Source organism: Shinella yambaruensis (genome assembly GCF_022899355.1).
Lineage (GTDB): Bacteria > Pseudomonadota > Alphaproteobacteria > Rhizobiales > Rhizobiaceae > Shinella > Shinella yambaruensis.
Genome location: NZ_JALJCK010000002.1, coordinates 257,551 through 278,512, shown reverse-complemented (window position 1 = coordinate 278,512; position 20,962 = coordinate 257,551). Strand labels below are relative to the sequence as shown.

The window sequence follows — 20,962 nt, the reverse complement described above, 5'->3', positions numbered from 1 at the left end:
GCGCCCGATGAAAAGCTACGACTACATCATCGCCGGCGGCGGCTCGTCCGGCTGCGTTCTCGCAAACCGGCTCGTGACGGCAGGCAAGAGCGTCCTGCTTCTCGAAGCGGGGCCTGCCGACAACACGCCCTATATCCACATCCCCGCCACCTTCGTGAAGGTTCTCGGCACCCGGCGGACTTTTATGTACGCCACCGAGCCGGAGCCGGGCGCCAACAACCGGGTCCTGCTCGTGCCGCAAGGCAGGACGCTCGGCGGCGGCTCGTCCGTCAACGCGATGATCTACATTCGCGGCCAGGCCGAGGACTATGACACCTGGCGGGACCTCGGCTGCAAGGGCTGGGGATACGAGGACGTGCTGCCGGTCTTCCGCCGTTCGGAGGACAACGAGGTTCTCGCCGACGATTATCACGGCACCGGCGGTCCCCTGAAGGTCTCCGAGCCCCGCTTCCGCCATCCGATCAGCGCGGCCTTCGTGCGGGCCGCGCAGCAGGTCGGCCTTGCCTATTCGCACGATTTCAACGGCGCCCGGCAGGATGGCGTCGGCTTCTACCAGACGACGACAACGAATGCCCGGCGCGGTTCCACGGCGGTGACCTACCTGAAGGCGGTGCGCTGCTCCCCTCTCCTGGACATCAGCACGGAGAGCATCGCAACGAAGATCATCCTGGAGAACGGCGCGGCTGCCGGCCTTGCCTATCGCCGGCGGGACGGCGGCATTTTCGAGGCGCGGGCGAAAGAGGAGGTCATCCTTTGCGCCGGGGCGCTCGCCACGCCGAAAATCCTGATGCTGTCCGGCATCGGCCCGGGCGATATGCTCGCGCGGCATGGCATCCCGGTCATCCGCGACCTTCCCGGTGTCGGCGAAAACTTCCAGGACCATATCGCCGTCTCCGTCTACGGCATCACCGATCGGCCGATCTCGCTGAAGGACCAGGACAAGGGCCTCAAGGCCGTCGCAAACGGGCTTCGCTATCTGTTCGGGCGGTCCGGCCTCTTGTCGTCGAATGTGGTGGAAAGCGGCGGTTTCATCGACACGGGGAGCTGCGGGCGGCCCGATATCCAGATCCACGTCACGCCGACCCTCGTGGGCGATGCCACCCGCGGCCAGATGGAGGGCCATGGCGTCTCGATCAATCCCTGCATCCTGCGCCCTGTCTCGCGCGGCAAGGTTTCGCTGCGCAGCAACCGGGTCGAGGATCCGATCCATTTCGTCGGCAACAACCTGGTCGCCCGGGAAGACGTCGACACCCTGGTGCGCGGCATCAGGCTCTCGCGCGAAATTCTCGCCGCTCCCGCCATGAAGGCCCTCGGCTTCCGGGAACTGGCACCCGGAGACGAGAAGTCGTCCGATGCGGATTTCGAGGCGCATGCGCGGGCCAATGCCAAGACCGTCTACCACCCGGCCGGCACCTGCAGGATGGGCCGCGACCGGCTGTCGGTCGTCGACAACCGGCTGCGGGTGCAGGGTATCCCGCGCCTTCGCATCGCCGACGCCTCGATCATGCCGACACTCGTGAGCGGCAACACGAATGCGCCCTGCATCATGATCGCGGAGCGCTGCGCCGACTTCCTGCTTTCAACGTGAAGAAAGCCGCACCTATGGCAGCAGAAGACCACCGTCGACATGCATGCTTTGCCCGGTGATGTGGCGGGCGTGGGGGGACAGGAGGAATGCGACAAGCGCGGCGATATCGGCATGTTCGCCGAGCGTTCCGTTGGGTGTCACGGCGCGCGCGCTTTCCATGGAGGCGGGGGTGATGGCCCTGTGGCCGTCCCTCGCCTTGCGAACGAATCCCGGCACGACGCAGTTCACCGTCACGCCGTCCGGGGCGAGCTGCGCGGCCAGCGACTTGGCAAGCGCCTCCAGCGCCGCCTTCGCCGCGCCGGTGGCCGGAAAGTGCATGCCGTTGGTGCCGAAGGCATGGGCGACGAAGGAGCTGATCGCCACGACACGGCCTTGCGGCGAGGCGCGCAGGTCCGCAAGGCCGGCCTTCACGAGATGGAAGAACGCCATCGGCATGGTCGCGAAGGCGGCCTGCAGGTCGTCCGCCTCCAGCGTCTCGAAGCGCGCCTGATGCGCCCGTCCGGCGTTGGAGACGATCTGGTCGAGCCCGCCGAAGGCGCCGCGCGCGGCGTCCACCAGCCGCGCCGGCACGGCGGGATCACCGAGGTCGCCCGTCTCCACGGCCACCCTCGCGCCCCTGCCGCGCGCCTCCTCGGCCACGGCCTGCAATCCTTTCCTATTGGCGCCCGTGTGCAGCAGCAGCGCCACGCCCGGCCCGGCGATGTGCCGGACGATTTCCGCCCCGATACCGCCGGCCGCGCCCGTCACGAGGATTGTCGGTCCCTTTGCCATGGTGATCTCCCGTCGTTCGATTTTCGTCTCAGACGTAGCGGACGTCTTCCGCCTCGATGCTGAGCGGGTCCTTGCCGCGCTTGGCCAGCCACGAATAGACCGGCGGAACGCGGTCGGCGATGGATTCGACATGGATGTCGATCAGGCAGGGACCATCCTTATAGGCGAAGGCCTCCGCAAGTGCCGCGTCGAGTTCGCGCGAATTCGTCGCGGTCCAGGCCTTGACGTCGAAGGCCTCGGCGATCGCCTGGCCGCGCGGCGGCAGGAAGTCGACGCCGAAGCACTGGTTGTGCCCCCTGAGGCGATGAAGGCCCTTGATCCAGCCGAAGGTGCCGTTGTTGAACAGCAGCAGGATCGCCGGCACCTGGAGACGGACCAGCGTTTCCAGCTCGCCCACGGACATGCCGAAGGAGCCGTCGCCGAACATGCCGATCGGCCGGCGCTCCTTGTCGGCGAACCACGCGCCGATGGTGGCCGGCAGCGCCGAGCCGAGACCGCCGAAGGCGCGCGGAATGGCAAAGCGGGTGCGCCGGTCCTTCAACTTGAGGAAACGCGTCATATGCGGCGTCGGCGTGCCGGCGTCGGAATAGATGTGCGCCGGCTTGCCATAGGCCTCCAGCGCCTCGTTGAAGCAGCGCACGGCCCGTTCGGGGCGCAGCGGCGCGGCTTCCGAGCCGAGCAGGGTCTCGGCATTCTCCCAGAAGTTCGCCCGCAGCGCATTGAGTTCGTTCACCCAGTCCTGTGTGCGCGCCGCGTCGTTGTCGGCGGGCGCCATGTCGATCAGCCGTTGCAGGACGAACCGCGCGTCGCCCTGCACCGAGACGGCGTTCTCGTAGTTGTTCGCCATGATCTCCGGATCGATGTCGATCTGGGCGACGCGCTTGTTGAGCGTGATCTTCGGGAAGGTCCAGCCGATCGTCACGACCGAGCCCATGCGCGAGCCGACGAAGAGCACGAAATCCGCGTGTTCCAGCGCCCAGTTGGCATGGGGATGGAAACCGTTGTCGCCGATGACGCCGACCGCGAGGCGGTGATCGTCCGGCATCGTGCCCTGCCCCGTCATCGTCGTGCAGACGGGGATGTTGAGGCGCTCGGCAAGGGCGGTGACCTCCGGGCCGGCGCAGGAGCGGTTGACGCCGCCGCCGGACACGATGAGCGGACGCTTGCTGGTCGTGAGCAGCGACAGCACGCTGTCGAGCTTGTCGGCGGGCGGCAGGGTCGGATAGGCCGGGAAGGTCGCGCATTCGGTTTCCACATGCAGGGAAACGCGCGCCGGATCGACCTCGGCGAGCAGCATGTCTTCCGGGATCTGCAGATGCACCGCGCCGGGCTTGCCCGAGCAGGCGGCGCGGAAGGCGCGGCGGATGATCTCGGGCAGCTTTTCCGGCGACTTCACCTGCACGGACATCTTGGTGACCGGATCGAAGAGCCGGGCGCAATCCAGCTCCGTCAGCACGCCGCGCCCTTCGCCGGGCAGCGGAATGTCGATCGTCAGGAGGATGACCGGCACCGAGGACATGTTGGATTCGGCGACCGGGGGCAGGGAATACATGGCGCCCGCGCCCGACGGGCACTCGAAGACGCCCGGCCGGTTGGTGAAGCGCCCGTAGGCATCCGCCATGTAGCCGGCGGACCGCTCGTCGCGGGCCATGACATGGCGGATACTGCCCTCGCGCTGCTGCAACGCTTCGTAGAAGGGAACGTTGGTGTCTCCGGGCACGCCGAAGACGACCTCGACGCCATAGCCTATGAGCATGTCCACAAGGATGTCTGCTCCGCGCATTGCTTTCTCCTGTACTCGTCTGTTCGAAATCGTCGATCTAAGCCCGGCCGAAGCGCCGCGGCGAAAAGGGGGCGAGGTCTCGGCAGCAGGGCCTGCCGCCGATCTGGTCCGCAATCATGCGGCCGGTGACGGGGCCGCTGGCAAAGCCCACATGGCCGTGGCCGAAGGCATGAAGGACATCCGGCGAACGGGTGGACGGGCCGATCACCGGCAGGCCGTCCGGCGTGGAGGGCCGATGCCCCATCCACCGGTCGAGGACGACATCCTCGCGGCCCTTGAGGGACGGATAGGTATGGCGCGCATGCGCGACGAGAATGTCGACGCGGCTCCAGTTCGGCGGCGTGTCGAGCGCGGCAAGCTCCACCTGGCCGGACAGGCGCAACCCGGCGAGCGTCGGCGTGTTGGCCATCTTGCCATCGCTCGGCATGATCGGATGGCGCGGCCCCGCCTGGTCCGATGCGACGATGCCGTGATAGCCGCGCTCGGTCTCGAGCGGAACGCGGTCGCCCACCATGCGCGCAAGCGTTTTCGACCATGCCCCGCAGGCGATGACGGCGCGCTCGCAGGCGATCGCCCCGGCCTCCATCCGCACGGCAGCGAGCCGCCCGCCCACGACATCGAAGCCCGTCGCCTTCGCCCGGACGAGGCTTGCGCCGCGGCTCACGGCCAGCGCGACGATGGCGGCGACATAGGCGCCGGGATCGACGCAATGGGCCCCGTCTTCCGCCAGGACGCCGAACTGGTAATGAGGCGACAATCCGGGCTCGCGCGCTTCGAGTGCGCGCCGGTCGAGCTCCCGCCATGTGAGGCCCGTCATCCGGCGCAGGCGCCAGGCGAGCGCCTCGGCCTCGAAGGCTGCCCTGTCCGGATAGGCGTAGAGCAGGCCCTCCTGGAGAACGAGGTCGGGCCGGCCGATTTCGCCGGCCAGCGCACCGTGCCGCGAAGGGCTGTCCTTCAGGAGGGTTGCGAGCGCGCGCGCCGTGCGCTCCACCCGCGACACCGTCGCGCCGGCCAGCAGGAAGCGGGTGAGCCACGGCAGGAGCTTGAGGATGTACCGCCAGCGAATGACGAGCGGGCCGCACGGATTGAGGAGATAGCCGGGCACCTTCCTCCACAGGCCGGGCACCGACATCGGCACCACGGAGCCGGGGCTGATCCAGCATCCGTGGCCGTAGCTCGCCGCCTGTCGGCCGCCCGGCTCACCGGCATCGACGATCGTCACCCGATGGCCGTCGCGGACGAGTTCGAGCGCGCAGCAGGCACCGACGATGCCCGCCCCGATCACGACCACATGCTTGGCAACTCCGCTTGGCATTTCCCGTCCTCGACAATCTGCACGACGCTCCCGTCACCGGCGCGCGATGCCGCGCCGGAAAGGAACGTCTCCGAATGATGTTTCGTGTTGCCCGCTATCGCTCGCAGAGGATGCGCGCGTTCTCGCGCAGCGATGCCTGCGAGACGATGACGCCGAGGCCCGGCCCGTCCGGGACGACGACCTCGCCGTTGCGGTTCTCGATCTTCGCCTCCAGCACGTCCTCCGTCAGCACGTGATGGGGCATGTAGAATTCGCAGCCGAGCGAGACGCCGGGCGTGGCGGCGATGAACTGGGTTCCGGCGGCAAGCGCCACGCCCCCTTCCCAGAGCGTGCCGCCGTAGCCCGGCACATGCGCCAGGTCGGCGATCGCCATCAGGGCCTGTGCGTTGAACAGGCCACCGACCTTCATCAGCTTGACGGAAATCGCATCGGCGGCCTGCAGCCTGACGATCTCCATCAGGTCGCGGGCATCGAAGCAGCTCTCGTCGGCAAGGATCGGCGTGTCGAGATCGGCGGCGAAGGAGGCCATGGCCGCAAGGCATTCGCGCGGCACCGGCTGCTCGATGAAGGTGGGGCGGAACCGGTCGACGTCCCGCAGGATGGCGATGGCGCCGAAGGGTTCGAGCGCCTGGTTGTAGTCGAGGCGCAGGTCCACCGCGTCGCCGAAGGCGTTGCGGATCGCCTCCAGATGCCTGAGGTCGTCCCGGTGGGACTTCACCCCGGTCTTGACCTTGAAGAGCCGGTGCCCGTTCGGCACCATCTCCTTCATGCGCTCCATGTCCGCCTCGAAGCTCGGATCGGCGATCGAGAAGGAGAGCGGGATGGTGTCGCGCACGCGCCCGCCAAGGAGGTCGGCGATCGACAGGCCGCAGGACTTGCCGAGGATGTCGAACATCGCGGTCTCGATGGCAAGCTTGGCCTCGCCATGGCCGACCAGCGCCTTCTTCATCTTCAGGCCGAGGGCGCGGATGCGGTCGACCGGGGCGCCGATCACCAGCGGCCGGAGATAGACGTCGATGGCGGCGAAGGCGGCTTCGGCCGTGCCGGTGAAGACCTCCCACGGCGCCGCCTCGCCCCAGCCGACGATGCCGGACGAGGAGGTGAGCTCCACCAGGACGCGCTTGACCGTTCCCTTGACGTCGCCGACACCCTGCTGCCGGGCCATCTTGATCGGGCTTTCGATCAGGAAGACCCGAAGTGCGCTGATTGTTTCCATGACCTGTGCCTCGTGCGGGTTGCGCTAGATCGCACCCTTGTGGAAGTGGCTGAGGAAGGTTTTCGTCGCCTCCATCCTCGGTGTATTGATGACCTCGCCCGCCGGGCCCTCCTCGACCACGTAGCCGTCGCGCATGAAGACCACCCGGTCGGCGACGTCGCGGGCGAAGGCGATCTCATGGGTGACGATCACCATGGTCATGCCGTCGGCCGCCAGTTGCTGCATGGTCTGCAGCACCTCGCCGACGAGCTCGGGGTCGAGCGCGGAGGTGGCCTCGTCGAACAGCATGACGCTCGGCTCCATCGCCAGCGCCCGGGCGATCGCCACCCGCTGTTTCTGGCCGCCGGAAAGCGTCTGCGGGCGCTGGCTCGCCCGGTCGGCGAGGCCGACCTTCTCGAGCTGCGACATGCCGAGGTCGATCGCGGTCTTGCGGTCGAGCCTGCGTACATGGATGGGCGCTTCGATCACGTTCTCCAGAACCGTCATGTGCGGGAAGAGGTTGAAGTTCTGGAACACCATGCCGGTGCGCGAGCGGAAGGCGGCAAGCGGCTTCGTCCCGGGCCGTTCGGTCGACGCGCCGAACTGGAACGTGGTGTCCCCGACGCGGATGCGGCCGGCATCGGGCACGACCAGGAGGTTCATGCAGCGCAGCAGCGTCGATTTTCCCGATCCCGAGGGACCGAGGAGCGCGACCACGCCGCCCGCCTTCACCTGAAGATTGATGTCCTTCAGCACCTCCAGGGGGCCGAAGGATTTGCGCAGGCCCGTGATGTCGATCATGGCGGTTTGGGAGGTCGTCATGTCTCTTCGCTCCTGCGCTCGCGCCAGCGGACGAACAAGGTCAGCGGGAAAAGGATGGCGAAATAGGCCGCAGCCACCGCCGTATAGGTCTCCAGCGGCCGGAAGCTGTCATGCGCCGCCATCTGCCCCTGATAGACGAGATCGGGAACCGCCAGCACGGAGACGAGCGAGGTGTTCTTGAACTGGAGGATCGACTGGTTCATCAGCGGCGGCACCATGCGCCGCAGCGCCTGCGGCAGGATGATCCGCCGCATGGCGAGCGCCGGCGTCATGCCCAGCGCCGAGGCGGCCTCGGACTGTCCCGCATCTATGGAGACGATGCCGCCCCGGATGATCTCCGCATAGAAGGCGCCACCATAACACGACAGGGCGAGGAGCGAAGCCGTCACGGGCGTCATTTCGACACCCGCCAGCATCGGCAGGGCGTAGTAGCACCAGATCAGTTGCACGAGCACGGGCGTGCAGCGGAAGATTTCGATGAAGCCCAGCGAGACGCCGCGCAGCACGGCGAAGCGCGACAGGAGGCCGATCGCCGCCGCCAGGCCGACGACCAGGCCGCCGGCGATGATGGCGAGCGTGAAACTCACGGTGACGCCGAGACCCTGCAGGAAAATCCAGCGATAGTCCCACAGGATGGAAAAATCCCATTGATACATGATGCGAACCCGATCTTCGAAAATCCGATGCCGGCGAAGCCGAAGCTTCGCCGGATGAGGGAGGATCAGATCTCGAAATTGGGCGGGAAGTCGCTTTCCTTGACGCCGACGAGGCCCATGTTGCGCACGATCGCATCGCGGACGAAACCGCTCTCGCGGTTGGCGGTGATCCACTGGTCGACGAATTCCTTCCAGGAGCCGTCTTCTTCCCGGCGGAAGCCGGCATTGGAGGTGGTGAAGTCGGGCGGGGTCGGCATGACCAGATCACCGATCGCCGCATTTTTCGCACGCAGCGTCAGAGCCAGGATCAGGACGAGGCATTGCGCGTCGGCGCGGCCGGCCTGAAGGGCGGCCGTGGCGTCGCTCGCCGTCTTCAGCCGGGCGACCTCCGCCTTGGCAGCATGGCGCGAGACCGCCGCATCATGGGAGGAGCCGGCATCGACGGCGATGCGCATCTCGGGCTTGTCGAAGTCCTCCCAGGTCTTCGCCTCCAGCCCCTTGCGCGTGACCATGGTGAAGGCGTTGCGGAAGACGGGGCCGGAGAAATCGATCACCTTCTGGCGCTCGGGGGTAGGGTTCAGGCCGAAGAACACGTCCACCTTGTCCGCCTGCAGGTCGAGGACGGAGTTGCCCCAGGTGGTTTCGAGGATCGACAGCTTCAGGCCGAGGTCGTCCGCCAGCTTCTGGCAGATATCGACATAGAACCCGCGCCAGGAACCGTCCGCCAAACTCTTCTGGTAATAGGGCGCGCCGTCCGCGACGCCGCCGATGCGCAGGACGCCCGACGCCTTGACCCGCTCGAGCGAGGTGTTCGCGCTGGCGCGCAGCGCAGGCAGCGAGGCCGCCGCGGAAATCGCGGCCAGCCCCAGGAATTTGTTGAAGTGTCTTCTGTTGATCATGGCATTCCCCTTTTTATGGAGTTTCAGCCGGCCCGTCCGGTTCGCACGGGCCACCTTGAACTTCCTGTTTGGATTATTCTGGAAAGAACCTGACGCATCCCGGGTCGGATGAAAATCATGGAAAAATTCTCTCTTGCATGAGTTTTAGTCATGATTGATAAAACGGGGCATGCGACGCTACCTCCCCTCCCTCTCCGCGCTCCACGCCTTCGAGGCGGCCGCGCGCTACATGAGCTTCACGCGGGCGGCGGAGGATCTCGGGCTGACCCAGAGCGGGATCAGCCGGCAGATCAGGAACCTGGAGAATTTTCTCGGGGTGCCGCTTTTCCACCGCTCCGGGCCGCGGCTGGTCCTGACCGAGGTGGGGGCCACCTACTATCGCGACCTCGCGCTGTCGCTCGACAGGCTGCAGGAAATCTCGATCGACGCGGTGCGGGGACGCAGCGTGGATTCCTCGCTGATGATTGGCACGCACTATACCTTGGCGTCTCGCTGGCTTCCCGAACGGCTGGGCTCCTTCATCGCGGCCAATCCGGACATACCGCTCGAGATTGCCCCGGCCCTTCCGAGCGTCGATTTCGAAACGACACGGCTCGACATCGCCATATTGCGCGGCGCGGGCACGTGGCTTCATGCGCGCGCCATCGAGCTGTTCACGGAGAAGCTCGCCGTCGTTTCCTCTCCCGGCCTGATCCCGCCGGGGACACGGCTCGATCCGCTGGAATTCTCGAAATTCCCGATGCTGCAGAATGCCAGTCGACCCAGCCTTTGGCTGCACTGGCTGCGGGTCGCCGGGCTCAGCTATAGCGGACGAATCCAGGGAACGCGGTTTTCCCATAACGACATGCTCATCAATGCCGCCGTCCATGGTGTCGGGATCGCGGTGATCCCGATCTCGTTCATCGAGCCTGAACTTGCCCAGGGCAAGCTGCATATGCCTTTCGGCGACGCCATCCCCTCAGGCGACTCGTACTTCGTGGTCTACCCGGAACGCAAAGCCCACCAGCCGAGCATCATTCTGTTTCGGGACTGGCTGGTGCGGCAGACACGAAAGTATGACCGGTACGGAGCATCGCGGAAATAGGGCGTTGCGCGAAGCCGCCGATCCGTCCGCCCCCCATGGTCAGCCTGATGCTTGAGACCCGGTCCGGAACGAGAGCGGCAAGGTCTTACCCCGGATCCTCACCGGCATAGACCTGCGCCAGAGTGCCGACGATCTCCGCCATTTTGGCGCGAAGCTCCGGCGGCCCGATCACTTCTGCGTCCGCTCCAAAGCGCAGGATCTCCACCGCGGCGTGAGCGATGGAACCGACCGAAAGGATTACCCGTCGCCAGCCCCGCGCGTCGGCCTCCTCGGAAACAACGGCGCCGGTGCGGACATAGGGGGGCAGAAGCTCCTCCATCATGCCCATAGCCCAGGGCGACAGCCGGATTTCAGCGCGATTGGGATGAAGGTCCACCTCGTAACGCCTGATGCTCTCGGTCCAATATGCTTCGAGGTCGAACCCTTCCGGATAGTCAAAGCGTTCATCAAGCACCTCCATCTTCCCGACCCGGGAGAGGCGGAAGGTGCGGACAGCGTTGTCGGCGCGAGCGACCAGATACCAGGCGCCGCCTTTCAGGACGATTCCAAGAGGCTCGACGCGCCGCTCCCTGTCAGCCTTCCGGCTTTGGTAGCGCATGCGGATAGGACGCTGGTTCCACACGGCATCGGCAACGGCGGGCAGGTGGTCCAGGGCCTCGGCCTCGGCGAACCAGGCCGGCGCATCGAAGTGGAATCGCGCCCTCATCGCCCCGGATCGCATGCTCTCCGGCAAGGCGGCCAGAAGCTTTGTGCGCGCGCTCGCTGCAACGGCGCCCAACCCCAGATCAGCCGCCTGGCGCGTAAGGCCGGCCAGGAACAGCGCCTCGGCTTCGGTCGAGGACAAGCCGTTCAGGCGGACCCGGTAGCCCTCGAGCAGCCGATAGCCTCCGCTGCTGCCCTGCACGCTGTAGACCGGGATTCCCGCTGCGCTGAGCGCATCCACATCTCGATAGATCGTGCGCAGCGAAACCTCGCACTCGGCGGCCAGCGCCTGGGCGGTGACATGTCCCTTCGCTTGCAGGGTCGTCAGAATGGACAGAAGGCGGCTTGCACGCATCGAAAAAGCGTAATCCAACCTGACAGAAATTGACAGGTATGGCCGCTTAGAATGCGTCGTCGGCCACGAGCAGACGACACGCCGATGCTCGCTCCGACCTGTCTTAGACCCCAAGGACCAAAATCATGCCACGTGCAACCAAGCATCTGCTCATTGGAGGGCTCATCATCATGGCAACCGGAATCTCCGCTGCGGCGGCCGCGAACGAGCTGAGCATCGTCAACCCGCCGACCCTCGGCGACCCGACGCCGAACGGCTACAGCACGGCGGTCATCGTCCCTGCAGGCGCCAGGCTTGCCTATGTCTCCGGACAGGGCGGCCAGGACAGCACGGGGGCCTTGTCACCCGACTTCGCGGCCCAGGTGAAACAAGCCTACGCAAATTTGCGCGCTGCCCTGGATGCGCTCGGGGCAAGGCCGGATCAGGTCGCCAAGCTCACCGTATTCGTGGTCGATCACGACATGGCGAAGCTTGGGGTGCTGACCCAGAGCGTTAAGGAAATGTTCGGTGAAGCGCTGCCGGCGCAGACCCTCGTTCCCGTTCCCAGGCTTGCGATCGACCCCATGCTTTTCGAGGTGGAAGCCGTGGTCGTCATGAACTAGCGGTCCTGCCGCGGGGCCGCGCAAGCGGCCCAAGCAGGGGGTTGATCGTCGCCTTCATCACACGCCGGTGCTGGAAGAGAGGCCGTTCTCCAGCAGCGCGAGAGTCGAGCGGTCGGCGTCGCGGGCGGCAACGACCTGCAGGCTGCCACCTGCGGCCGGCAGAGCCGCGGCGGGGTGGCCCGTGTGGTCGAAGAGGCAGGTCAGCCGTACCAATCCATAGGTGAAATCCCGTTCCGTCCCCCCGACCGCAAGGCTTTGCGCGTCTTTCGGCGCACGCGCCACCGCGGTCGTCGGGCTCACGATCACCGTGCCGTCCGCAAGGATCGCATCGACGGCGGCCCGCATCTGCTGGCGATCGCGGCAGGCAGCCAGATAAGCCGCCATGGTGATCGAATCCGCATGGTTGACGGCACCTTGCCCCTCGCGCGGCAACTCGACGCCGGGCGCGACGAAGCTGCGATAGAAGGCGGCCGTCTCGACGCAGAAGATCGTGCCGTGCACCGCCGCCACCCGATCGAGCGCGGGCAGGCGCGCTTCGGACACCGCCACACCCTTGCGCGTCAGCGCCGTCAGCGTCTGCCCGAAGGCTGCCTGCACGTCGCCATCGCACTCGGCGACCCAGGCCGGGTCGAAAGCGACACGGCGCGCGGCCGGGCGCGCCGGCATGTCGGGGTCTAGGGCCTCTGCCAGGAGCAGCAGGTCCTCGCCCGTGCGCGCCATCGGTCCGACGTGGTCGAGCGAGGGCACGAGCGGCCATACGCCCGCAAGGGACCATCGGCCGGCGCTCGGCTTCAGGCCCGCCACGCCGCACAGCGCGGCCGGCACCCGGATGGAGCCTCCGGTATCGGTGCCGATCGCCGCATGGCAAAGCCCCGCCGCCAGCGCCGCACCCGAACCGCCCGAAGAACCGCCGACGGAGAGCGTCGTATCCCCAGGATGCACCACCTCGGCGGTCCGTACCCCGAAGGCGCCCGGATCGCTGATCGTCGTGCCGACGATCGTCGCGCCGAGCGCACGCAATCTCGCGGTGATCCAGCTGTCCTTTACCGCCCTCCGGTCGCGAAGGAATCGCATGCCGGCACTTGCCTGTGCCGGCACGGTATCGATGTTTTCCTTCACCGCCACGCAGAGCCCGGCAAGCGGCCCGGGATCGCGGCCCGCCATCCTGGCGGCATCCGCGGCACGCGCCTCGGCGAGCGCCGTGCTTTCCAGCACCTCGCGATAGGCATTGAGGCGGGGATTGTCCCGGGCGATGCCCGCCAGCATCGCCCGGGCCATCTCCTCGGCGCCTGCCGTGCCGAACAGGAAAGCGGCACGTGCCGCTTTCGCCGAGGTGAGGATGTCGTTCAAAGGGTGCATCCAGGCACGTCCGGGTCGATCTGGCCGAAGTTCTCGACGGTTTCCCAATGGCCGTCCGGCGTGCCGCGAGCGAGGATGGAGTTGGTGCGCAGGCAATTGTTGGCGGCGAAGTTGACCTTGCCCTGCGGCGCATCGAACTCCACCTCGCGCAATGCCTTGATGACCGCGTCGGTTTCCGTCGATCCGGCTTTCTCCACGGCGGCGGCATAGAGATGGACGCCGTCATAGGCCGCCTCGCCGATGGCGTTGATGGGCTTGTCCGCGCCGTACTTCTTCGCGAAGGCCTCCGTGAAGGTCTTGTTGCGCGGCGTGTCCAGCTTCATGAAGTAGGCCTGGTTGGACAGCGTGCCGGCCGTCAGTTCCGGATGGGCGAAGGAGAACAGCTCGTCCAGCGCATTTGAGAAGAGCTGCTGCTTGAAGCCGAAGGACTGGTACTGCTTCAGGGCCGTGATGACGTCGGCGCCCGCCACCATCATCCAGATGAAATCCGGATTGGCCGCCCTCGCACGGTCGAAGATCGGCGCGAAGTCCTGCGTGCCGAACGGGGCGAATTCCGCGCCGAGCAGCTTGCCGCCGAGCTTTTCGATCTCCGTTTTGATGACTTCCGTCGAGGCGCGCGGCCAGATGTAGTCGGAGCCGATGACGTAGACGGTCTTGCCGGTGTTCTTCGTCAACCAGCCGAGCGAGGGCACGATCTGCTGGTTCGGCACCTGCCCGGTCGAGAAGAAGCTCTTCTCGCAGACCCCGCCCTCGTAATAGGTCGAGTACATCAGGATATGGTTCGCCGGGCTGGTGACGGAGCGGGCGGCGACGTGCTCCAGCGAAGCGATCATGCCCATGGTCGCGACGACCTCGTCCTCGAACACCAGCTTGCGCGCCTTTTCGATGGCGCCGCGGGTGGTCGTCTGGTCGTCCTCGACGACATATTCGATCTTGCGGCCGCCGATACCGTTGGCCGCGTTCAGCTCTTCCACCGCAAGCTCGAAGCAGTGCAGTTGCGTTTCGCCGAGAATGGTTTCAAGGCCGGTGAGGCCCGACAGGAAGCCGAGCTTGATCGTGTCGGCTGCACGCAGGATGGACGGCGCGCCGAGCGCCGAGACGGCGGCAATGCCGGCAAGGCCCTGGAGCGTGCGGCGGCGGGTGATAAGCGTCATTTCAGTTCCCCTTTTGGTTCGCCTTGATGCAAGCCCGGCCATCCGGGCGTGTTCAGATGGCCAGGTACCGGTGAAGCGTCTCCTCCTCGAGCGTCCGGGGCGTGCTTTCGTGAACGATGCGCCCCTTCTCCATGAACAGCACCCGATCGGCCGCCGAGAGGCCGAGGTCGAGATTCTGTTCCACCAGGAGCACGCCCAGGCCCTTTTCGGCCGCGAGCTTGCGCAGGATGTCGCCGATCATCTGGACGATGTTCGGCTGGATGCCCTCGGAGGGCTCGTCGAGCAGCAGGAAATCCGGCGCCGAGGCGAGCGCCCGGCCAAGCGCCAGCTGCTGCTGCTGCCCGCCTGAAAGCGTTCCGCCCAGCTGGTGGCGACGCTCGGCAAGGATCGGGAACATTTCGAAGATCTCGGCTGGAACCGTCGCGCTGCCGTCGCGGCGCGCACGCGTGCCCATGGTCAGGTTCTCGATGACGGAGAGCTTGTGGAAGATGCCCCGTCCCTGCGGCACATAGGCAAGGCCCGCCCGCGCGATCCTTTCCGGCGGCAGGCCCGCGGCGGCCTTGCCGTTCAGCGCGACTTGCCCGGCCCAGGGCCTGATGAGGCCGATCAGCGCCTTCATCAGCGTCGTCTTTCCGACGCCGTTGCGGCCGAGGATCGACACGACCTCGCCCTTTCGGACCGACAGGGTGACGCCTTGCAGGACCTCGGTGCTGCCATAACCTGCGCGCAGATCGTTCACGTCCAGCATCACGCCCGCCCCAGATAGATGTCGCGCACCATCGGGTCGCGCTCGATGGCCGAAAAATCGCCTTCCGCAACGAGCCGGCCCTGGTGCATCACCACGGTGCGGGCCGACAGCGCCCGCACGAAATGCATGTCGTGGTCGATCACCACCACCGTGCATGTGCCGCGCAGCGACAGGAGGAGGTCGGCCACCGCCTGGGTCTCCTCCGGCGAGAGGCCGGCCGTCGGCTCGTCGAGCAGCAGGAGGCGTGGCCTGCGGATCAGTCCCATGGCGATTTCCAGCCATTGCTTCTTGCCGTGGGCGAGCACGTCGGCGCGGGTATCGCGCTCGGCCGCAAGCCCGGTGCGCGCCATCACCGCCTCCGCATCGCCACCGCCCGCCACCGCCAGGTTTTCCGCAACCGTCAGCGAACCGAAGACGGAGGGGACCTGGAACTTGCGGGCGATGCCGGCACGGGCGATCGCGTGGCGCGAGAGGCCTTCGACAGGCTTGCCGTCGAACAGGATCCGGCCGGCGCTCGGCGCTATGGCGCCGCAGATCATGTTGAGAAGCGTCGATTTGCCGGCGCCGTTCGGCCCGATCACGCAGGAGACCTCCCCCGCCGCAAAGGTCACGCTGACATCCTCGACGGCAACCAATCCGCCGAAACGACGGCCGAGGCCTTCCGTGCGCAGTTCGCCGCCCGTCATGCCGCGCCCCCTTCCTTCACGCCCTTCCAGCGCGTCCAGAGCTTCTGCGCGGCGGCCGGCAGGCCGTCAGGGAAGAAGAACACCATGGCGAGGAAGAAAGCGCCGATGAACAGCGGCCAGGCTGAAGCGCTGAGCGTGGAAACCTCCTGCTGCAGCCGCCAGACGATCATCGTGCCCGCGACCGCGCCGATGAGCGAGCCGCGCCCGCCGACCGCGACCCACATGATGACCTCGGTGGAGAGCAGGAGCGCGATCATGTCCGGCGCGACGAAACCCGTTCCGGTCACATAGAGCGCGCCGGCAAGCCCGGCGATCAGGCCCGAAAGCACGAAGACGGCGAGCAGGTGAAGCGGCGTGTTGTAGCCGAGCGTCTGGGCCTTGCGCTCGTCGTCCTCGATTGCCCGAAGGACGAGGCCACGCTGGCCGCGCAGGCCCGCCCAGAGCGCGAGCACGATGCCGAACAGCACGGCGACCACAAGATAATAGAAGACCTTGCCGGTGATCGAGAGGCCGAGCGTGAGCGGCGGAACGCCGATCAGGCCCGCATCCCCGCCGGTGACGGAGGACCAGCCGATGGCGATCTGCTGCGCGATCAGGGTCAAGGCCAGGGTGACGATGGTGAAATAGGCCCCGCGCACGCCGCCGAAGATCACGAAGTAGCCGACCGCAAGGGCGATCACGCCGGCAAGGCCGACACCGAAGGCAAGCCCCGCGAGGCTGCTCCAGGCGGCGCCCGGCGCCAGGTGGATCGTCATCACCGCCATGCCGTAGGCACCGGCACCGAAGAAGGTGGCGTGGCCGAAGGAGAGGATGCCGGTGCGTCCCCAGAAGAGATCGAGCGAGACGGCGAAGAGCGCGAAAAGCAGGATGTCGCGAAGGCCGGAGACGCCGGAATAGGAGCCGAAGGCCGGATAGAGGGCGAGCGCCGCCAGGATGGCGAGGGTGATGAAAAGCCAGGTCTTCTCCCGTTGCGTCATGCCGGCACCAGCCCCTGCGGACGGAACCGCACGATGACGACCGCGAGGATCAGCACGCTGGCCTGCGCCACGGTGATCGGCACGGTGGTGGAGAGCAACGATTCCAACCCGCCCACGAAGGCCGAGCCGGCGACGACACCGGGGATGGAACCCGCGCCGCCGACGAGGACGACGAAGAAGGAGCGCGCCAGATAGTTGACGCCCATCAGCGCCGTCACGGCGACGAGCGGCGCGATGAGGACGCCGGCGAGGGCGGCGAGCGCCGCGCCGCTGGCGAACGCCCGGCGATAGACCCTTTCGGCATTCACGCCGAGCGCCCGCGCCATGCCCGCATTCTGGATCACCGCCCTGACATCGAGCCCGAACGGCGTCTTGCGGAAGACCAGCACGCAGCCGGCCATCACGGCGAAGGCAAAGACGATCAGGAAGAGCCGGTAGGCCGGATATGTGATGCCGAGCACCTGGACAGACGCCTCGAACGGCGCCGTCACCGGCCGCGGCGCGGCGCCATAGGCCAGGATGATCGCTTGCTGCAGGATGAGGCTCAGCCCCCAGGTGGCGAGGATGGTGGAGATGGGCCTGTCGTAGAGGCGCCGGATCACCGTGATTTCAAGCACCGTGCCCAGGAGATAGCCGACGACCGGCGCCACCACGAGCGCCAGCCAGAACGAGCCGCCGGCCGCCTGTACCGTGAACAGCGTATAGGCGCCGATGGTCACGAACTCGCCATGGCTGAGATTGATGATGCCCATCAATCCGTAGATGATCGCAAGACCGAGCGCGACGAGCATGAGAATGCTCATCAGCGTCAGCGCGTTAAGGGAAAGGGAGACGATATCCGGCATCACGGTGCTCCCAGCAAGCGGTCGACCGCCTCGGCGGCATCAAGCACGAAGCCGTCTTCCCCACGCGGGCCGACGATCTGCAAGCCGACCGGCAAGCCGTCGGCCAGGCCGCAGAACAGGGTGCAGGCCGGCTGCTGTGACAGGTTGATCGGATAGCTGAACCCGGCCCATTCGGTCCAGCGCGACAGGCTGGAGTCCTCTGGCACCTCCCGTCCGGCCGCAAACGGCAGGCAGGCGGTGGCGGGAGAAAGAAGGAGATCATAGTCCGCAAGCAACTGGTCCATTGCGGCGCCGAAGCGGGCACGGGCCTGTTGCGCCGAGATATAGTCCATCAGGCTGAAGCGGCTCCCCTCCCCGGCCGCCTCGATGAAGCCGGGATCCATCGCTTCGCGTGCCGACGAGGGTACGGACGAAAGGCGGCTTGCGGCTCCGGTCATCCAGTGGGCGCAGAACAGGTCGTGCAGGCGTTCGCCGGGCAGCTGGATCGCTTCAACGCGCGCGCCCGCCGCCTCGGTCCGCCGGGCCGCATCCAACACCGCGCGCTCGATCGCCGGGTCGAGCGAACCCGTCGGCGGCGACATCCAGAGACCGACCTTGCGCCCCTTCCAGCCGAAGGGCTGCGCATCGAGCGCCGGCACCGCCCCCCATGGCTGGCTCCAGTCCCGAAGGCTCCGTCCGCCCATCGCGGCGAGCATCGCCCGTGCATCGGCCGGGCTGCGGGTCATCGGGCCGATATGGGCAACCGTGCCGAAGACGCTCGGCGGATCGGCCGGAACACGGCCGAAGGTCGGCTTCAGGCCGAAGGTCCCGGTGAAGGCGGCAGGGATCCGGATCGATCCGCCGCCATCGGTGCCGAGATGAAGAACGCCCGCGCCGGTGGCCGAGGCGACCGCCGCCCCGCCCGAGGAGCCGCCGGGCGTGCAGTCCGGGTTCCATGGATTGCGGGTGATGCCGAAGGCGGGGCTGTCCGTCACCGCCTTCCAGCCGAACTCCGGCGTCGTGGTCTGGCCGATGAAGACCGCGCCGGCAGCGCGAAGGCCCGCGACGGCGGGCGCGTCCTGCTTCATCGGCGCGGCATCGGTGACCCGGCTTCCGTAGCGCACGGTCCAGCCCTCGACATGCACGATGTCCTTGAGGGTCGCGGGCACGCCGTCGATCGCCGAGAGCGCCGAGCCCGCCCGCCAGCGCGCCTCGGCGGCGCGCGCCGCTTCCAGCGCGCCGGCGTGATCGATGAAGGTAAAGGCGTTGAAACGCGGCTGGACGGCCTCGGCGCGATCAAGTGCCGCCTGGACGGCCTCCACCGGAGAAAGCGCGCCGGACCGGAAGGCCGCGGTGAGGGCCGCGACATCCATGCGGCACAGGTCCGGCGCATCGGAGATTGGCGAGATGGACTGGCGGCTGTCGTTCACGGCGTCTTCCCACTGCTGAAAACCAGTGAAGACAGCATCGCGCAAACGTTGAATTATATAAAATGCAAAATATGATGCTGCTTGTTACATGGAATAGATGAATGAATCTGACCCTTCGCCAGCTTCGTTACCTCGTGCTCGTCGCAGAGACGGGATCGATATCGGCTGCGGCGGGCACCTGCCGCATCGCGCAATCCTCCATTCTGGCCGCGATGGGCCAGGCGGAAGGCGAAATGCGTTCCAGGCTCTTCGAGCGCCGGCCGTCCAAGGGCGTCACGCTTACGCCGGCAGGCGAGCGGTTCGTCGCGTCGGCCCGCCGCCTGCTCGCGGCGGAGGCCGAGTTCGAGCGCACGATGGACAAGTTCACCGCCGGCATGCCCCCGGTCCTGAAGATCGGCTGCTTCGAGCCGTTCGGCGCCCTGTTCATGCCGGAGCTCCTGCACCGGTTCGTTGCAGCGAGCGGCACCGAGATCCAGCTCTTCGAGGGCGAGCAACCGCAACTGCTGACATGGCTGGAATCGAACATGGTCGATGCGATCGTGGCCTATGACATCGGCCCGGGCCTTCCCTCGGACGCCGTGACCCTCGCCCATGTGCCGGCACATGCGCTGCTTCATGCGAACGATCCGCTTGCGCAAAAGCAATGCCTCAGCCTCGCGGAACTGGTGACGCGGCCGCTGGTGCTGCTCGACCTGCCGCAGACCTCGGGCTACCTGGTCACGCTTTTCGATCTCGCGGGCCAGCGACCGAAAATCTCGTTCCGGACGCGGGGCTACGATACCGTTCGCGCCGCAGTGGCTTGCGGCTTCGGCATGTCGATCCTCAACATGCGCCCCATCGGGCTTGGAAGCCCGGACAGCGATCGTCTGGTGCGCCGCCCCCTGCTCGAAATCCTGCCGACACCCCGCCTGATGATCGCCGACCGGTATGGAAGCGCAAAACCGGCCTTCCTGCGGCGTTTCATCGAGGTGGCGCGGGAATTTTTCGCGGAGATCGGGCCGGAGCGATTTGCGGTTGCCTTGCCGGAACGGCATGCAAGCCTGGTCGCCGTCTAGCCGGACGCAGATCCCAAGATGCTCAGACCTCGCTGAACGGGATGGAAATGGCGGGATTTTCGCTCGCGTCGAGGAATTCGCGCACCGTCGGGGGAAGCTGCCGCGAGCCTGGCGGCAACACGCCGCAGCGGGACAGCAGCTGGCGCCGGTCGGTATCCGTGCCGAGATGGCGCCAGATGACGCGCGAGGCATAGGGAAGGTTCTGCTTCCGCCAGGAAACACCCATCGTCATGCCCCTCAGATAGATGCGCTGGTGCGTTTCGAAGGGCGTCAGGATCGTCTGCGCGATCATCGGTTCAGGCCCGGTGCTCCGCTCGACGACGAAGATGCGGTTGCGGAGAAACGAGGCGAGGCCGAGATATTTCGAGAACTGGCGGATTTCATGCGGCCGGTCCTGGATGCGTTCGATGGATTTCACGCGCACCGCACCTTCGTGCTCGTCCAGCCGGGCACAGGAGCAGACGATCATGCCCGGCCACGAGAGCGAGACGTGGTAGGTCTGGTAATAGCCGAGATGCCGGCGAAGCGACGGCAGGTTGCCGGGAAAGCAGGTATGCAGCACGTCCGTGCCGAAGGCCCCGCCGGCCGCGCTCACGAGGCGCAGCTCGAACAGGGCCGGGTCGAGCGAGAAGTCGGCCGGCCTGACGCCGAAGAAGGCCGCGATCCGCGCCAGATTGTGCGGCGAGGGGATCGCCTCGCCGTTCACATAGCGGTTGAATTGCTGGCGGTTGACGCCGAGCTGGCGGCAGATTTCCGACACCGACCTGCGGGTGCTGCAGGCATGCCGGAGATTGATCGGGAAAGACGTCGGCTGCATGGTTCACTCCAGGGAACAAGAGCGTAAAGCAGCGTAAAAACGCGTCAAGTCGTGAAATTCTCTCCCGCCCCCATGTTCGCTACGATTTCCTCGAAAGCTCCGGTGGATGTCCGGAGCCCGCACAAATGGGGAACCGACGA

The 20,962-nt window shown here is 66.7% G+C and carries 20 protein-coding genes; 4 read left to right on the top strand and 16 right to left on the bottom strand.

Going from position 1 to position 20,962, the window contains the following annotated elements; translation table 11 throughout:
* Positions 1 to 7 precede the first annotated feature (7 nt).
* On the top strand, positions 8 to 1,588 hold the full coding sequence (locus MUU56_RS05245; RefSeq protein ID WP_244766259.1) for a GMC family oxidoreductase: 1,581 nt from the start codon (positions 8 to 10) through the stop codon (positions 1,586 to 1,588).
* 12 nt (positions 1,589 to 1,600) lie between these two features.
* On the opposite strand, the gene MUU56_RS05240 is transcribed toward MUU56_RS05245, so the two are convergent.
* From MUU56_RS05240 to MUU56_RS05210, 7 genes are all read right to left on the bottom strand, one after another.
* Positions 1,601 to 2,359 (bottom strand): SDR family NAD(P)-dependent oxidoreductase, encoded by a 759-nt coding sequence (locus tag MUU56_RS05240; protein WP_244766258.1) that lies wholly within the window; start codon positions 2,357 to 2,359, stop codon positions 1,601 to 1,603.
* Between the two features lie 28 nt (positions 2,360 to 2,387).
* Positions 2,388 to 4,142 carry a thiamine pyrophosphate-binding protein gene (locus tag MUU56_RS05235; protein ID WP_244766257.1) on the bottom strand — a complete coding sequence of 585 codons (1,755 nt, stop codon included), beginning with the start codon at positions 4,140 to 4,142 and terminating at the stop codon, positions 2,388 to 2,390.
* 37 nt (positions 4,143 to 4,179) lie between these two features.
* Positions 4,180 to 5,457 (bottom strand): NAD(P)/FAD-dependent oxidoreductase, encoded by a 1,278-nt coding sequence (locus tag MUU56_RS05230; protein WP_244766256.1) that lies wholly within the window; start codon positions 5,455 to 5,457, stop codon positions 4,180 to 4,182.
* Between the two features lie 94 nt (positions 5,458 to 5,551).
* The gene (locus tag MUU56_RS05225; protein ID WP_244766255.1) at positions 5,552 to 6,673 is read right to left on the bottom strand and encodes an enolase C-terminal domain-like protein; all 1,122 of its coding nucleotides are present in this window, start codon (positions 6,671 to 6,673) and stop codon (positions 5,552 to 5,554) included.
* 24 nt (positions 6,674 to 6,697) lie between these two features.
* The gene (locus MUU56_RS05220; RefSeq protein ID WP_244766254.1) at positions 6,698 to 7,474 is read right to left on the bottom strand and encodes an amino acid ABC transporter ATP-binding protein; all 777 of its coding nucleotides are present in this window, start codon (positions 7,472 to 7,474) and stop codon (positions 6,698 to 6,700) included.
* Complete coding sequence (locus MUU56_RS05215) at positions 7,471 to 8,130, bottom strand: amino acid ABC transporter permease (protein ID WP_244766253.1); 660 nt, start codon at positions 8,128 to 8,130, stop codon at positions 7,471 to 7,473. The genes MUU56_RS05220 and MUU56_RS05215 overlap by 4 nt, the downstream gene beginning before the upstream one ends.
* A gap of 65 nt (positions 8,131 to 8,195) precedes the next feature.
* A complete protein-coding gene (locus tag MUU56_RS05210) occupies positions 8,196 to 9,029 on the bottom strand; it encodes a transporter substrate-binding domain-containing protein (protein WP_244766252.1) in 834 nt (277 codons plus the stop codon).
* 169 nt (positions 9,030 to 9,198) lie between these two features.
* On the opposite strand from MUU56_RS05210, the gene MUU56_RS05205 reads away from it, so the two are divergent.
* Positions 9,199 to 10,113, top strand: coding sequence for a LysR substrate-binding domain-containing protein (locus MUU56_RS05205; RefSeq protein ID WP_244766251.1), 915 nt, complete (start codon positions 9,199 to 9,201; stop codon positions 10,111 to 10,113).
* A gap of 85 nt (positions 10,114 to 10,198) precedes the next feature.
* Here the strand turns inward: MUU56_RS05205 and MUU56_RS05200 are convergent, their stop codons facing one another.
* Entirely contained in the window at positions 10,199 to 11,170 is a 972-nt protein-coding gene (locus tag MUU56_RS05200) for a helix-turn-helix transcriptional regulator (protein WP_244766250.1), read from the bottom strand.
* Between the two features lie 125 nt (positions 11,171 to 11,295).
* Here MUU56_RS05200 and MUU56_RS05195 point away from each other — a divergent pair, with 125 nt between their 5' ends.
* Positions 11,296 to 11,772, top strand: coding sequence for a RidA family protein (locus MUU56_RS05195; protein WP_244766249.1), 477 nt, complete (start codon positions 11,296 to 11,298; stop codon positions 11,770 to 11,772).
* A gap of 57 nt (positions 11,773 to 11,829) precedes the next feature.
* Here MUU56_RS05195 and MUU56_RS05190 read toward each other — a convergent pair whose 3' ends face one another.
* The 7 genes from MUU56_RS05190 to MUU56_RS05160 are packed head-to-tail and all read right to left on the bottom strand — an operon-like array spanning position 11,830 to position 18,950.
* Positions 11,830 to 13,122, bottom strand: a complete 1,293-nt coding sequence (locus tag MUU56_RS05190) for an amidase family protein (RefSeq protein ID WP_244766248.1) — start codon at positions 13,120 to 13,122, stop codon at positions 11,830 to 11,832.
* Positions 13,119 to 14,285, bottom strand: coding sequence for a substrate-binding protein (locus tag MUU56_RS05185; protein ID WP_244766247.1), 1,167 nt, complete (start codon positions 14,283 to 14,285; stop codon positions 13,119 to 13,121). The genes MUU56_RS05190 and MUU56_RS05185 overlap by 4 nt, the downstream gene beginning before the upstream one ends.
* A 52-nt stretch (positions 14,286 to 14,337) precedes the next feature.
* Positions 14,338 to 15,033: an urea ABC transporter ATP-binding subunit UrtE gene (urtE, locus tag MUU56_RS05180; protein ID WP_244766246.1), complete on the bottom strand. Its 696-nt coding sequence runs from the start codon at positions 15,031 to 15,033 to the stop codon at positions 14,338 to 14,340.
* Positions 15,033 to 15,719 (bottom strand): ABC transporter ATP-binding protein, encoded by a 687-nt coding sequence (locus MUU56_RS05175; protein WP_244766245.1) that lies wholly within the window; start codon positions 15,717 to 15,719, stop codon positions 15,033 to 15,035. Before MUU56_RS05175 ends, urtE begins: the two co-directional genes overlap by 1 nt.
* On the bottom strand, positions 15,716 to 16,696 hold the full coding sequence (locus tag MUU56_RS05170) for a branched-chain amino acid ABC transporter permease (protein ID WP_244766244.1): 981 nt from the start codon (positions 16,694 to 16,696) through the stop codon (positions 15,716 to 15,718). Before MUU56_RS05170 ends, MUU56_RS05175 begins: the two co-directional genes overlap by 4 nt.
* Complete coding sequence (locus MUU56_RS05165) at positions 16,693 to 17,541, bottom strand: branched-chain amino acid ABC transporter permease (protein WP_244766243.1); 849 nt, start codon at positions 17,539 to 17,541, stop codon at positions 16,693 to 16,695. Before MUU56_RS05165 ends, MUU56_RS05170 begins: the two co-directional genes overlap by 4 nt.
* Positions 17,541 to 18,950, bottom strand: coding sequence for an amidase (locus MUU56_RS05160; RefSeq protein ID WP_244766242.1), 1,410 nt, complete (start codon positions 18,948 to 18,950; stop codon positions 17,541 to 17,543). The genes MUU56_RS05165 and MUU56_RS05160 overlap by 1 nt, the downstream gene beginning before the upstream one ends.
* A gap of 101 nt (positions 18,951 to 19,051) precedes the next feature.
* On the opposite strand from MUU56_RS05160, the gene MUU56_RS05155 reads away from it, so the two are divergent.
* Positions 19,052 to 20,005, top strand: coding sequence for a LysR family transcriptional regulator (locus tag MUU56_RS05155; RefSeq protein WP_244766241.1), 954 nt, complete (start codon positions 19,052 to 19,054; stop codon positions 20,003 to 20,005).
* A gap of 22 nt (positions 20,006 to 20,027) precedes the next feature.
* Here the strand turns inward: MUU56_RS05155 and MUU56_RS05150 are convergent, their stop codons facing one another.
* Complete coding sequence (locus tag MUU56_RS05150) at positions 20,028 to 20,822, bottom strand: helix-turn-helix domain-containing protein (protein ID WP_244766240.1); 795 nt, start codon at positions 20,820 to 20,822, stop codon at positions 20,028 to 20,030.
* Positions 20,823 to 20,962 lie beyond the last annotated feature (140 nt).

Bases quoted from the DNA above. Each gene is read 5' to 3' on its own strand.
- MUU56_RS05225 (WP_244766255.1), bottom strand. From the start codon at position 6,673: ATGGAAACAATCAGCGCACTTCGGGTCTTCCTGATCGAAAGCCCGATC.
- MUU56_RS05220 (WP_244766254.1), bottom strand. From the start codon at position 7,474: ATGACGACCTCCCAAACCGCCATGATCGACATCACGGGCCTGCGCAAA.
- MUU56_RS05245 (WP_244766259.1), top strand. From the start codon at position 8: ATGAAAAGCTACGACTACATCATCGCCGGCGGCGGCTCGTCCGGCTGC.
- MUU56_RS05210 (WP_244766252.1), bottom strand. From the start codon at position 9,029: ATGATCAACAGAAGACACTTCAACAAATTCCTGGGGCTGGCCGCGATT.
- MUU56_RS05155 (WP_244766241.1), top strand. From the start codon at position 19,052: ATGAATCTGACCCTTCGCCAGCTTCGTTACCTCGTGCTCGTCGCAGAG.
- MUU56_RS05175 (WP_244766245.1), bottom strand. From the start codon at position 15,719: ATGACGGGCGGCGAACTGCGCACGGAAGGCCTCGGCCGTCGTTTCGGC.
- MUU56_RS05240 (WP_244766258.1), bottom strand. From the start codon at position 2,359: ATGGCAAAGGGACCGACAATCCTCGTGACGGGCGCGGCCGGCGGTATC.
- MUU56_RS05165 (WP_244766243.1), bottom strand. From the start codon at position 17,541: ATGCCGGATATCGTCTCCCTTTCCCTTAACGCGCTGACGCTGATGAGC.
- MUU56_RS05185 (WP_244766247.1), bottom strand. From the start codon at position 14,285: ATGACGCTTATCACCCGCCGCCGCACGCTCCAGGGCCTTGCCGGCATT.
- MUU56_RS05230 (WP_244766256.1), bottom strand. From the start codon at position 5,457: ATGCCAAGCGGAGTTGCCAAGCATGTGGTCGTGATCGGGGCGGGCATC.
- MUU56_RS05150 (WP_244766240.1), bottom strand. From the start codon at position 20,822: ATGCAGCCGACGTCTTTCCCGATCAATCTCCGGCATGCCTGCAGCACC.
- MUU56_RS05215 (WP_244766253.1), bottom strand. From the start codon at position 8,130: ATGTATCAATGGGATTTTTCCATCCTGTGGGACTATCGCTGGATTTTC.
- MUU56_RS05205 (WP_244766251.1), top strand. From the start codon at position 9,199: ATGCGACGCTACCTCCCCTCCCTCTCCGCGCTCCACGCCTTCGAGGCG.
- MUU56_RS05200 (WP_244766250.1), bottom strand. From the start codon at position 11,170: ATGCGTGCAAGCCGCCTTCTGTCCATTCTGACGACCCTGCAAGCGAAG.
- MUU56_RS05195 (WP_244766249.1), top strand. From the start codon at position 11,296: ATGCCACGTGCAACCAAGCATCTGCTCATTGGAGGGCTCATCATCATG.
- urtE (WP_244766246.1), bottom strand. From the start codon at position 15,033: ATGCTGGACGTGAACGATCTGCGCGCAGGTTATGGCAGCACCGAGGTC.
- MUU56_RS05235 (WP_244766257.1), bottom strand. From the start codon at position 4,142: ATGCGCGGAGCAGACATCCTTGTGGACATGCTCATAGGCTATGGCGTC.
- MUU56_RS05170 (WP_244766244.1), bottom strand. From the start codon at position 16,696: ATGACGCAACGGGAGAAGACCTGGCTTTTCATCACCCTCGCCATCCTG.